Annotated in this window: 11 protein-coding genes; 8 read left to right on the plus strand and 3 right to left on the minus strand. The window is 71.7% G+C overall.

All coding sequences use genetic code 11. The features are described from left to right. The 6 genes from LG391_RS31970 to LG391_RS31995 all read left to right on the plus strand — a co-directional run bounded on the left by LG391_RS31970 (position 1) and on the right by LG391_RS31995 (position 6856). Positions 1 to 1152: a Gfo/Idh/MocA family protein gene (locus LG391_RS31970; protein WP_225772751.1), complete on the plus strand. Its 1152-nt coding sequence runs from the start codon at positions 1 to 3 to the stop codon at positions 1150 to 1152. A gap of 3 nt (positions 1153 to 1155) precedes the next feature. After that, complete coding sequence (locus LG391_RS31975; protein ID WP_225772753.1) at positions 1156 to 2325, plus strand: dihydrodipicolinate synthase family protein; 1170 nt, start codon at positions 1156 to 1158, stop codon at positions 2323 to 2325. 6 nt (positions 2326 to 2331) lie between these two features. Beyond that, on the plus strand, positions 2332 to 3747 hold the full coding sequence (locus LG391_RS31980; protein WP_225772755.1) for a mandelate racemase: 1416 nt from the start codon (positions 2332 to 2334) through the stop codon (positions 3745 to 3747). Between the two features lie 2 nt (positions 3748 to 3749). Then, the gene (locus tag LG391_RS31985; protein ID WP_225772757.1) at positions 3750 to 4577 is read left to right on the plus strand and encodes a sugar phosphate isomerase/epimerase; all 828 of its coding nucleotides are present in this window, start codon (positions 3750 to 3752) and stop codon (positions 4575 to 4577) included. A 32-nt stretch (positions 4578 to 4609) separates the two neighbouring features. Beyond that, entirely contained in the window at positions 4610 to 5833 is a 1224-nt protein-coding gene (locus LG391_RS31990) for a Gfo/Idh/MocA family protein (protein ID WP_225772759.1), read from the plus strand. 102 nt (positions 5834 to 5935) lie between these two features. Then, on the plus strand, positions 5936 to 6856 hold the full coding sequence (locus LG391_RS31995; RefSeq protein WP_225772761.1) for a DMT family transporter: 921 nt from the start codon (positions 5936 to 5938) through the stop codon (positions 6854 to 6856). A gap of 12 nt (positions 6857 to 6868) precedes the next feature. Here the strand turns inward: LG391_RS31995 and LG391_RS32000 are convergent, their stop codons facing one another. The 3 genes from LG391_RS32000 to LG391_RS32010 form a co-directional block, all read right to left on the minus strand. Continuing rightward, entirely contained in the window at positions 6869 to 7705 is an 837-nt protein-coding gene (locus LG391_RS32000) for a hypothetical protein (RefSeq protein ID WP_225772763.1), read from the minus strand. A gap of 467 nt (positions 7706 to 8172) precedes the next feature. After that, positions 8173 to 10176, minus strand: a complete 2004-nt coding sequence (locus tag LG391_RS32005) for a calcium-binding protein (RefSeq protein ID WP_225772765.1) — start codon at positions 10174 to 10176, stop codon at positions 8173 to 8175. Between the two features lie 97 nt (positions 10177 to 10273). Then, positions 10274 to 11179, minus strand: a complete 906-nt coding sequence (locus tag LG391_RS32010; RefSeq protein ID WP_225772767.1) for a LysR family transcriptional regulator — start codon at positions 11177 to 11179, stop codon at positions 10274 to 10276. Positions 11180 to 11275: 96 nt separating this feature from the next. Between LG391_RS32010 and LG391_RS32015 the strand changes: the two genes are divergently transcribed. Both LG391_RS32015 and LG391_RS32020 read left to right on the plus strand, forming a co-directional pair. Then, positions 11276 to 11992, plus strand: a complete 717-nt coding sequence (locus tag LG391_RS32015; protein ID WP_225772769.1) for an NAD(P)H-dependent oxidoreductase — start codon at positions 11276 to 11278, stop codon at positions 11990 to 11992. Next, entirely contained in the window at positions 11989 to 12564 is a 576-nt protein-coding gene (locus LG391_RS32020; protein WP_225772772.1) for a short chain dehydrogenase, read from the plus strand. The genes LG391_RS32015 and LG391_RS32020 overlap by 4 nt, the downstream gene beginning before the upstream one ends. The last annotated feature ends 6 nt before the right edge of the window (positions 12565 to 12570 follow it).

Consider the following 12570-nt stretch of genomic DNA (forward strand, 5'->3'; position numbering starts at 1 on the left):
ATGGCCACCCAGCGCCTCGGCCTCATCATGCACGGCGTCACCGGCCGGATGGGCTACAACCAGCATCTGGTGCGTTCGATCTGCGCCATCCGCGACCAGGGCGGCGTGCCGCTGCCCAACGGCGACAAGGTCCTGCCCGACCCGATCCTGGTCGGCCGCAACGCGGAGAAGGTCGAACAGCTGGCCAAGCGCCACGGCATCGCCCGCTGGAGCGACAGCCTCGACCAGGCCCTGGCCAATCGCGACGACACCGTGTTCTTCGACGCCGGCTCGACCCAGATGCGGGCGGAGCTGCTGACCCGCGCCATCGACGCCGGCAAGCATGTCTATTGCGAGAAGCCGATCTCCGAGACGTTGGAGGTGGCGACGAAGCTGGCCCGCCACGCCGACGCCCGCGGCATCCGCCACGGCGTGGTCCAGGACAAACTGTATCTGCCGGGGCTGCAGAAGATCCGCATGCTGCGCGACTCCGGCTTCTTCGGCCGGATCTTCGCGGTGCGCGGCGAGTTCGGCTACTGGGTGTTCGAGGGCGACTGGCAGCCGGCGCAGCGGCCCAGCTGGAACTACCGCAAGGCCGATGGCGGCGGCATCATCCTCGACATGCTGTGCCACTGGCGCTACGTGCTGGACAACCTGTTCGGCGAGGTGAAGTCGGTCAGCTGCCTCGGCGCCACCCATATCCCGGAGCGGGTGGACGAGAACGGCAAGCGCTACGCCGCCGATGCCGACGATGCCGCCTACGCCACCTTCCAGCTCGAAGGCTGCGTGGTCGCCCACATCAACTCCTCCTGGGCCGTGCGGGTGCGGCGCGACGACCTGGTCACCTTCCAGGTCGACGGCACCCATGGCTCGGCGGTGGCCGGGCTGACCCGCTGCTTCACCCAGCACCGGGTGAACACGCCGCGGCCGGTGTGGAACCCGGACCAGCCGCAGACCATGAAGTTCCTCGACCAGTGGGAAGAGGTGCCGGACAACGTCGTCTACGACAACGGCTTCAAGGCGCAGTGGGAGGACTTCATCCGCCACGTCGTCGCCGGCACGCCCTGGAAGTACACGCTGTGGGAGGGCGTGAAGGGCGTGCAGCTGGCCGAGGCCGGGCTGCAGAGCTGGGCCGAGCGGCGCTGGATCGACCTGCCGGCGCTGGAGCGCTGAGCCATGGCTTCCTTGACGCTCCCCCGCGCCGGTGGCGGTCTCGAGAGCTACAACATCAAGAACGCGCCGCTGCCGATCCCGGCGCCGGGCAGCGCCCCGGCCTTCAGCCGGGTCGCCTATGCCGCGGCACATGTCGTGGCCGACCCGCTGGCCGACAACGATCCCTGGCTGGACGCCGCGGTCGACTGGGACCGCACCATCGCGTTCCGCCACTATCTCTGGGACCTCGGCCTTGGCGTGGCCGAGGCGATGGACACTGCCCAGCGCGGCATGGGGCTGGACTGGCCGACCGCCAAGGCGCTGATCGGCCGGGCCCTGGCCGGGGCGAAGGAGCGGCCGGGCGCGGTGATCGCCTGCGGCGCCGGCACCGACCACCTGCCGCCCGGCCCCGGCGTCACCATCGCCGACGTGATCGCCGCCTATGAGCAGCAGATCGAAGCGGTGGAAGGCCTGGGCGGCCGGGTGATCCTGATGGCCAGCCGGGCCCTGGCCACAGCGGCCAAGGGGCCGGACGACTATGTCCGGGTCTATGGCCGGATTCTGGGCCAAGTGAAGCAGCCGGTGATCCTGCACTGGCTGGGCGAGATGTTCGACCCGGCCCTGGCCGGCTATTGGGGCGATGCCGACCACGACCGGGCGATGGACACCTGCCTGGCCGTGATCCGAGACAGCGCCGCCAAGGTCGACGGCATCAAGATCTCGCTGCTGTCGAAGGAGAAGGAGATCGCGATGCGCCGCCGGCTGCCGGCGGGCGTGCGCATGTACACCGGCGACGACTTCAACTATGCCGAGCTGATCGCCGGCGACGAGCACGGCTATTCCGATGCCCTCCTCGGCATCTTCGACGCCATCGCCCCCGCCGCCTCGGCCGGGCTGGCGCGGCTGACCGCCGGGGACGAGGCCGGGTTCCACGATATCCTGGCGCCGACCGTGCCGCTGAGCCGGCACATCTTCAAGGCGCCGACCCGCTTCTACAAGACGGGGGTCGTGTTCCTGGCCTATCTCAACGGCCTGCAGGACCATTTCCTGATGATCGGCGGCCAGCAGAGCACCCGGTCGCTGCCGCATCTGGCCGAGCTGTTCCGCCTGGCCGACACCGCCCGCGTGCTGCGCGACCCGGACCTGGCCGTGCATCGCATGCGCAAGGTGCTGGCGCTGGGCGGGGTGGAATAGAAGATCGTGACCGCCCCCCGCTTGCGCGTCGTCGAGGCCCGGCTGTATGAGCGGCCGGTGCGGTTCCGGCTGCCCTTCCGCTTCGGCGCCGCCACCGTCACCGGCGCGCCGCAGGCCTTCCTGCGGCTGACGGTCGAGGCCGCGGACGGCCGCCGGGCCGAGGGGCAAGCGGCCGAGCTGATGGTGCCGAAATGGTTCGACAAGAACCCGGCCCTGACCGAGGCGCAAAACTTCGACCAGCTGCGCCGGTCGCTCGCCATCGCCCGCCCCTTCTACCTGGAAGCGCCCCCGGCCCCGGTCTTCGCCCTGAGCGCCGCGATCGAGCCGCGCCAGCACGCGGCCTGCGCGGCGGAGGGGCTGGGAGGGCTGATCGCCTCCTTCGGCCTCGCCCTGTTCGACCGCGCCGTGATCGACGCGCTGTGCCGGATCGATGGGATCGACGCGGTCACGGCGGTGCGGGCCAACCGGATCGGGCTGACCGCCGCCACCGCGCCGGACCTCGGCGATTTCGATCTGGACCGGTTCCTGGCCGGGCTGTCGCCGGCCGACCACATCCACGCCCGGCACACGGTCGGCCTGGCCGACCCGATCACCACCGCCGAGATCGCCGATCGGCTCGACGACGGGCTGCCGCAGAGCCTGGAGCAGGCGATCGCCGCCTATCGCCACACCCATTTCAAGCTGAAGCTGAGCGGCAAGGCCGATTCCGACCTGGACCGGCTGCGCCGGATCGCCGCCGTGCTGGAGCGGCTGCCGGACTATCGCGTCACCCTGGACGGCAACGAGACCTTCGCCGAGGCCGGGCCGGTCGCCGAGTTCTGGGACCGCCTCAAGGCCGATCCCGCCCTGGCCCGGCTGCGATCCGCGGTGCTGTTCCTGGAGCAGCCGATCGCCCGCGCCCGGGCGCTGGCCGAGCCGATCCACGCTTTGGCCGAGCGCATACCGGTCGAGATCGACGAATCGGATGCCGAGATCGGCGTGTTCCCGCGCGCCCGCGCCCTGGGCTATCGCGGCGTGTCGTCGAAATCCTGCAAGGGGTTCTACCGGTCGCTGCTGAACCGGGCCCGGATCGCCAAGTGGAGCGCCGAGGACGGCGGCCGCTACTTCCTGTCGGCCGAGGATCTGACCACCCAGGGCGGCGTCGCCCTGCAGCAGGACCTGGTGCTGGCGGCGCTGGGCGGCACCGGCCATGTCGAGCGCAACGGCCACCACTATGTCGACGGCATGGCCGGCGCCCCGGCGGCGGAGCAGCGCGCCTTCCTGGCCGCCCACCCCGACCTCTACGCCGACGCCGGCGGCCGCGCGCGCCTCGCCATCCGCGACGGACGCCTGGCCATCGGCTCGGTGCTGGCCGCGCGCGGGCTGGGCACGGCCCTCACCCCCGACTGGTCGGCCATGGCCGACGGATTCCTGGAGACCTGACCATGGCCGAGGGCCTGTCCATCAACCTCGCCACCGTCCGCCAGCAATGGGACATGCGCCAGGCGGCCGAGGCCTGCCTGGGGCACGGCATCACCGCCATCGCCCCCTGGCGCGACCAGGTGCAGAAGATCGGCCTGGCCGAGGCGGCGCGGATCGTGCGCGACAACGCCTTCCAGGTCACCGGCCTGTGCCGCGGCGGCATGTTCCCGGCCGGCGACCCGGAGGCGCGGAAGGCCGCGATCGACGACAATCTGCGCGCGGTGGACGAGGCGGCAGCGCTGGGCGCGGACTGCCTGGTGCTGGTGGTCGGCGGCCTGCCGCAGGGCTCGCGCGACATCGGCGCCGCGCGGCAGATGGTGGCCGACGGCATCGCCGCCATCCTGCCACATGCCCGGGCCAGCGGCATCCCGCTGGCGATCGAGCCGCTGCACCCGATGTACGCGGCCGACCGCGCCTGCGTGAACACGCTGAAGCAGGCGCTGGACATCTGCGACCTGCTGGGCGAGGGCATCGGCGTCGCCATCGACGTCTACCACGTCTGGTGGGACCCGGAGCTGATGCCGCAGATCGCCCGGGCCGGCGCCGAGGGGCGCATCCTGGCGCATCACATCTGCGACTGGCTGGTGCCGACCAGGGACCTGCTGCTGGACCGCGGCATGATGGGCGACGGGGTGATCGACCTGCGCGGCATCCGCGCCGCGATCGAGGCCGCCGGCTTCGCCGGCCCGCAGGAGGTCGAGATCTTCTCGGCCGAGACTTGGTGGAAGCGCCCGGGCGACGAGGTGCTGAAGACCTGCATCGAGCGGTATGAGACGCATTGCACGCTGTAATGGGCACCGTGTAACGGGGTCTGGAGGCGGAAATGGGCAAGACGAGGGTCGCGCTGGTCGGAACCGGCCATCGCGGCGCGGGGACCTGGGGGCGGGAGCTGCTGGCCCAGGTCGGCGACGTGGTCGAGATGGGGGGGCTGTGCGACCAGAACCCGCTGCGGCTGGAGCGGGCGCGGGCGGCGATCGGCGTCGACGCGCCGGCCTTCACCGATCTCGGCGCCATGCTGCGCGAGACCCGGCCGGACCGGCTGATGGTGTGCAGCCGCGACAGCGCCCATGACGAGCACATCGTCCAGGCGCTGGAGGCCGGGGTCGACGCCATCACCGAGAAGCCGATGACGACTACGGCGGAGAAGTGCCGCCGCATCCTCGACGCCGAGAAGCGCACCGGCCGGCGGGTCGACGTCACCTTCAACTATCGCTACGCCCCGACCTCGCAGCGGATCAAGCAGCTGCTGCTGGACGGCGCCATCGGCGAGGTCGTGTCGGTCGACTTCCACTGGTATCTCGACACCAAGCACGGCGCCGACTATTTCCGCCGCTGGCACGCCTATCGTGCCAATTCCGGCAGCCTGTTCGTGCACAAGGCCACCCACCATTTCGACCTGCTGAACTGGTATCTGGCGTCGGAGCCCGAGGAGGTGTTCGCCCGTGGCGAGCTGCGCCATTACGGCCGCAAGGGCCCGTTCCGCGGGCCGCGCTGCAAGACCTGCCTGCATGCCGGCGAATGCGACTTCCACTTCGACGTCTCGGCCGATGCCTGGCTGACCATGCTGTACGAGGACCCGTCGCGCGAGGACGGCTATGTCCGCGACGCCTGCGTGTTCCGCGAGGACATCGACATCCCGGACACGATGTCGGCGGCGCTGCGCTACCGGAACGGCGTCCAGGTCTCCTACTCGCTCAACACCTTCATGCCGATCGAGGGCCACCACCTGGCGTTCAACGGCACCAGGGGACGGATCGAGGTGCGGCAATACGAGCGGCAGGCCTGGACCGTGCCGCCGGCCGACGAGATCCTGCTGATGCGCAACTTCGGCGCGGTCGAGCACATCTGGGTGCCGCAGGAGGAAGGCGGCCATTGGGGCGGCGACCCCAAGATGCAGGCGATGCTGTTCCGCCCCGGCCTCCCGGACCCGCTGGGCCTGCGCGCCGACGCCCGCGCCGGCGCCCTGGCGGTGCTGTGCGGCGTCGCGGCGCTGGAGAGCATCGACAGCGGCCGCAGCGTCGCGGTGGCGCCGCTGCTGCAGGGCTGAGTCCGCCGCCCCTTCCCGTCCGGCCGGATTTCCGCCACCTTGCCGGCCGAGTGGGAGGAAGCGGACAGTGACCGAATTCGACATCGGGCGGGAGGGGCGCGGATGAGCCCGTCCGCCGACATCGCCGCGGCCAAGGCCTCCGGCAGCGCGCCGCTGCTGGGGCTGCTGCTGCTCTGCTCCTTCCTCTGGGCCACCGCCTATCTGCTGATGAAGGTGCTGGGGACCGACATCGCCCCGGTGCCGCTGGCCGCCATCCGCGGGCTGATGGGCGGCGGCCTGCTGGCGCTGTGGCTGCTGGCCCGCGGCCAGAACATCCTGCCGCGCGGCCGGGAGTGGCGCGATTGGATCGTGCTGGGCATCCTGCAGGGCATCGTCCCGAACACGCTGACCGCCTATGCCCTGGCCGACACCGAGGCCGGGTTGGCGGCGCTGATCGCGGCGTCGAGCCCGCTGATGGTGGCGGTGCTGGCGCATCTGCTGTTCGCCGACCAGCGGCTGACCGGCCGGCGCGCCGGCGGCGTGCTGGCCGGCTTCGCCGGCATGGCGATCCTGATCGGCCCCGCCGCGGTCGGCGACAGCGGGCTGTTCGGGCCGCTGGCGATGCTGGCGACGGCCGCCAGCTACGCCGTCGGCGTGATCTATGTGCGCGGCATGCCGTCGCCGCAGCCGGTGCGGCTGGCGCTGGGCCAGCAGGTCTTCTCCGGCCTGCCGAGCATGGCCTGGGTGCTGGCCGTCACCGGCCCATCGGCCTTCGCCGCGGTGCCGGCGCACGGGCTGGAGCTGCTGGCCTTCGGCGTGTTCTCCACCGCCGTGCCGATCGCGCTGTACATGCAGATCCTGCGCCTGGCCGGGCCGACGCTGGGGTCGATGAACGCCTATCTCACCCCGGTCTGGACCGTGCTGCTGGGCGTGCTGGTGCTGCACGAGACGGTCGGCCCGCGCGAGATCGTCGGCGGCCTGGTGGTGCTGGGCGGGATCGCCATCGCCTCCTTCGCCAATCGTCGCCGAAGCGCCGCGGCCTGAGGCGCCGGCCGGTCACCCGGTGTCGGGTGCGTGAGGTTCGGGGGGCTCCTCGTAGTCGCCGGCGAAATCGACGCCGAGGGAGCGGCAGAGGCGGGCGGCGGCCCGGGCGGGCGGCTCGGTGTCGATCAGCTCTTCGGCATCGGGCTCCTGCAGCCGGGCGTCCATCCCGGCCTCGAGGCCGGGAGCCTTGGCGGGATCGATGGCCCCGAGCGTCCGCTTCATCAGCGCGTGCAGCCGGGCCCGGCGCCGCGCCCGGATCTCGCCCGGGCTGCCGGTCGGCGGCGGCGGATAGGGCGGACCCGACCAGTCGGCCGCCCGGCGGCGCCATTCGTCGGACAGGCCGAGGCCGCAGGCCAGGCCGGTGATCACCGCGCCCACCGGCCGGTCCTCGATCCGGTCCTCCTCGTCCTCGTACAGCGCGTCGAGCCGCTCGTGCAGCATGCCGGTGCGATGGTCGGCCTCGTCGAGCTCCTCGATCGACTGGGCGGGGTCCCAGATCAGGGCGTAGAGGGCCTCGGTGACATGGTTGCGCTGGCGGGCCCGGCGGGCGCGCCGGGCGGCCCTGTCGCGGGCGCAGAGGTCGGCGGCGGCGCGGGCGCGCTGCATGAGGGCCCGCTGCACCGTGCCGGCATGGCGGGCGAAGGCAAGGCCATGGTCCTTGGCCGCCGGGGGCTCGGCCCCGGGCGCTTCAGCCTCAGGCTGCTCGGCCTGGGCGATGGCCTTGGCGCCCTCCGCCTCGACCAGCCGCATGCCGATCTCGGCGATGCGCGTCAGCATCCCGATCTGCTGCAGCGCGAGGCTGCGGCAATGCGCCTGGATGTCGAGATCGGAGTCCGTGCCTGCGTCCATGGAACGTATCATGAACGAAGTGCGAGCGGTCAAGCAATGAACATTGCGTTAACCATTCGCCGGCCCGGTGCGGCGGCGGGCCGGATCGCCGCCGGCAAGAGACGACCCGAGGGCGCCCCGATCCGGCAGGCGCCTCTGCATATAGGCCTGGGGGCTGCAGCCCATGTCGATCCGGAACGCTTAGGCGAAGGCGGATGCCGAGCCGTAGCCGAGCTCCATCGTCGCCTGCGTCACGCCCAGGCCGCCGCCCAGCAGCTCGACCGCCTTGAACAGCCGCAGACGCCGCCGTCGTCCGGCCCGGCCGGTTGGGACGGGCCGGGATCGGCCGATCCGGCTGATCTGGTGCCGGCGCGCTCACGTGCTGGACGATCAACCGGCCCGGGAGCCGAGCCGATCCGAGAGGCCTGCAAAGCCGCGCTCCTGCAGGCCTGCGATGTCGGCCGGCTACAGGACGAAATCCGCCGCCGTCAGAGCGTGGTCGGCATAGACGGTGATGATCGAGTCCGGCGTCCTGTCGCCATCGGCGTCGAGATAGACGGCCTGGCGACCGTCACCGAACGCCACCACCCGCACTGACCCGCAACGCCGGTGAAGTTGCCGGTGCCGAAGGCGAAGGCGGTGTCGCCGTTGGCCGCATTGCCGTCGGCATCGATGCCGGACAGATCGATGCGGTCGCCGGCCGAGAAGTCCGCGATCGTGTCCTTGCCCGCCGCGGCCACGGTGCTGTCGGACAGGGCGGTGTAGACGAAGCTGTCGTTGCCGGCCCCGCCCTTCAGCATGTCGGCCCCGCCGCCGCCGTTGATCCGGTCGTCGCCGGCCATGCCCCACAGCGTGCTGGCGCCGGCGTCGCCGATCAGCAGGTCGTCATGGGCCGAGCCCAGCAACTGCTCGACATTCACCAGGATGTCGCCGGCGACATCGCCGCCGGTGCCAATCCCGAGGGCGAGCGAGACCTGCACCGCCGTGGCCGAGCCGGCATAGCTGGCCGTGTCGATCCCGTCCCCGCCATTGATGACGTCGCCGCCGCCCGCCGCCTCGATGAAGTCGTTGCCGCCGCCGCCGTCGATCTGGTCGCCGCCCTCGCCGCCATAGATGGAATCGTTGCCATTCCCGCCGATGATGGTGTCGTTCCCGGTTCCGGCATCGATGGAATCATCGCCGGCGCCGCCCTGGAGGTTGTCGATGCCGTCCCCGCCGACGAGCCGGTCGTTGCCGTCGCCCCCTTCGAGCCGATCGTCGCCGGCCTCTCCCGACAGGGAATCATTCCCGCCATTGCCGACGAGGATATCGTTGCCGAGCTCACCGCCGATGATGTTGCGGACGTCGTTGCCGGTGAGCTGGTCGTCGAAGCTTGACCCGTAGAGATTCTCGATGCCGGTCAGCGTATCGCCCTGGGCATCGCCGCCCGAGGCGGTGCCGGCCAGCAGGTTCACGGTCACCGCCGCCGCCGAGCCCTGGTAATTGGCGAAGTCCGAGCCGTCGCCGCCATCGATCACGTCGGCCCCGCCCCCGCCGCGGAGCGTGTCGTCGCCCGCCCCGCCGGTGAGCGCATTCGCGCCGGCATCGCCGTACAGATGATCGTCGAAGCCGGAGCCGATGACGTTCTCGACTGTTGCCAGCGTGTCGCCCTGGGCGTCGCCGCCGGTGCCGGCACCGGCCGCCAGATCGACGGTGACCCCGGCGCCCGAGATCGAATAGTCGACGGTGTCGACGCCGGCATCGCCGGTCAGCTGGTCCGCCCCGGCACCTCCGGCCAGAACATCGTCGCCGCCGTGGCCGTTGAGGATATCGTCTCCGCTGCGGCCGGTCAGGCGGTTGGCGGCGGCATCGCCGTGCAGCGCGTCGGCGAGGGCCGAGCCGATCAGGTTCTCGATCCCGGTCAGCGTGTCGCCGCCGGCCATCCCTGCCGAGACCTGGCCCCCTGCCAGCCGCAGATCGACCGTCACCCCCGCCTGGGAATCGGCGTAGCTGACCGTGTCCGTGCCGGCCCCGCCGTCCAGCGTCTCGGCGTTGGCGCCGGCGATGACGGTGTCGTCGCCGCCGCCGCCCTGCAGCGACACGGCATCGCCCATCGCATGGATGGTGTCGTCGAAGGCCGTGCCGCGGATCTCTTCGAAGCTGGTGCCGGCCGGCGTCCAGTAGACGGCGATGCGGACGCCGTCGGACTGCCGCAGGATGCTGCTGTAGCCGCCCAGGCTGTCGCTGTTGAAGATCAGGCCCTGGCCGAAGGCGGAATAGTCCAGAAGGTCGTAGCCGCCATAGGGGACATAGATGTTGCCGTTGCCGGCGCCGATGACGATGTCGTCCCCGCCGAGGCGAAGACGTAGTCCCCCGGGTTGTAGGTGATGTCGTTGTAGCCGGAGGGGGCAGTCCTGCCGTCTCCCGCGGCGTGAAAGAAGTCCTGCCCGTCCGTGCCCATCACGTCCGCCATCAAACGCTCCCTGAAAATGCTTAGGGTCGAGTCCGACCAAAACCCCGCCTTCATACGAGATTCGCAGGACCGCCGCATAGATCGAATTTGGCGATTTTCCGATGGATCTCCGCAATCCGGGCGTGCGGCCGGCGGTCCTATCCCGGGCTGCCCGGGCCGGCGCGCAGCACCTCGATGAAGGCGCGCAGCGCCGGGGGCATCTGCCGGCGGCCGGGATGGTAGAGGTAGAAGCCCGGGAAGCGCGGCGACCAGTCGCGCAGCACCCGCTGCAGCCGCCCGGCCTCGACATCGGCCTGCGCCTGGCAGTCGAGCAGATAGGCGATGCCGGCGCCGCCGAAGGCCGCCTGCAGCATCAGCGCGGTGTCGTTGACCACCAGCGGCCCGTCGACCGCCAGCGAGACCTCCTGCCCGCCCTTCTCGAACTCCCAGCGGTAGAGGTCGCCGCCGCCCGGCCAGCGGAAGCGCAGGCAGCGGTGGCGGTGCAGGTCGGCCGGCGTCTTCGGCACGCCATGCTCGGCGAAATAGTCCGGCGTCGCCACCGCCGCCAGCTCAAGCGCGCCGGTCAGCGGCACCGCCACCATGTCGCGCTCCAGCGTCTCGCCCAGCCGGATGCCGGCGTCGAAGCGGCCGGCGACGATGTCGGTGATGGTGTCGTCGACCACCACCTCGAGCTCGACGCCGGGATGGGCATGGTGGAACCGGCCCAGAACCGGCCCGACGAAGAGGGCGGCGGCGAGGCGCGGCACGTTGATGCGCAGCCGGCCGGCCGGCGCGTCGCGGAAGCGGTTCACCTCCTCCACCGCCTGGTCGAACTCGGCGAAGAGCGGCCGCAGCCGGTCCAGCAGGCGCTCCCCCGCCTCGGTCGGGGTGACGCTGCGGGTGGTGCGGTTCAGCAGGCGCACGCCCAGCCGCCCCTCCAGCCCGCGCAGCGTCTGGCTGAGGGCCGAGGGCGAGACGCCGAGGCGCCTGGCGGCGCGGGAGAAGCTCGCCGCCTCCGCCACCGCGGCGAAGGCCTTCAGCTCGGCGAAGTCGCTGCCGCGCATTCTGCACCGTTTCCTTCAAGGCCATTGAAGATCATGGGCCATTCTCTTCAAGGAAGCGAGGCCGCATCCTCGGACCAGGACACCGAGGGGAGCGCCATGAAGATCCTGATCGTCCACGCCCATCCCGAGCCGCGCAGCTTCAACGGCGCGCTGACCGATGCCGCCCGGCGCTGCCTGCCCGAGGCCGGGCACGATCTCGTGGTCTCCGACCTCTATGCCATGGGCTGGGATCCGCGCTCCGGCCGCCACAACTTCACCGGCGCGCTGGACCCGGACACGTTCAGGCAGCAGCAGGAGGAGGCGCATGCCAGCGCCACCGGCGGCTTCGCCCCGGAGGTGCAGGCGGAACTGGACAAGCTGGCCTGGTGCGACGCGTTGGTGTTCCAGTTCCCGCTGTGGTGGTTCGGGCTGCCGGCGATGCTGAAGGGCTGGGTCGACCGGGTCTTCGCCATGGGCGCGGTCTATGGCGGCGGGGTCTGGTACGACCGCGGCCGCTTCGCCGGGCGCCGGGCCATGCTGTCGCTGACCGTCGGCGGCCCGGCCTCGATGTACGGGCCAGACGGGCTGAACGGCGAGATCGGCCAGCTGCTGTACCCGATCCAGCACGGCATGCTGCGCTTCACCGGCTTCGACGTGTTGCCGCCCTTCATCGCCTGGCAGCCGGCCCGCATCGGCGAGGAAGGCCGGCGCGCGTCTCTGGAGCAGTACCGGCAGCGGCTGCTGACCCTGGCGACCACCGAGCCGCTGCGCTTCCCGAGCCTCGACGACTACGATCCCGAAACCTATGCGCTGAAGGCGGAGGCGGCGGCATGAAGATCATCGTCATCGGCGCGACCGGCACGATCGGTTCGGCCGTGGCCGCGGCGCTGGAGGCGCGGCACGAGGTGCTGCAGGTATCGCGGAGCGGGTCGCCTTCGGTCGACATCGAGGACCCGGCGTCGATCGCGGCGCTCGTGCGATCGGCCGGCCCGGTCGACGCCGTCGTCTGCTGCGCCGCCAGCGCCCGGATGGCGCCGCTGGACGCGCCGGACGCGGCCTTCCTGCAGGGGCTGCAGGGCAAGCTGCTGGGCCAGGTGGCGCTGCTGCGCCTGGCCCTGCCGCAGCTGCGCGACGGCGGGTCCGTGACCCTCACGGCCGGGACCATCGACCCGGCGATGGCCGGCGCCGCCTTCGGCGCGCTGGTCAACGCCGGGCTGGAGGCCTTCGTCCGCGCCGCGGCGCTGGAGCTGCCGCGCGGCCTGCGGGTCAACGCCGTCAGCCCCGGCTGGGTGCGCGAGACGCTGCAGGCGATGGGCCGGGACGGCGGCACGCCCGCGGCCGAGGTCGCCCGCGCCTATGTCGACGCGGTGGAGGGCACGGCACAGGGGCAGGTGATCAGGCCCTGACGCTGC

The organism is Inquilinus sp. Marseille-Q2685 (assembly GCF_916619195.1).
GTDB lineage: Bacteria > Pseudomonadota > Alphaproteobacteria > DSM-16000 > Inquilinaceae > Inquilinus.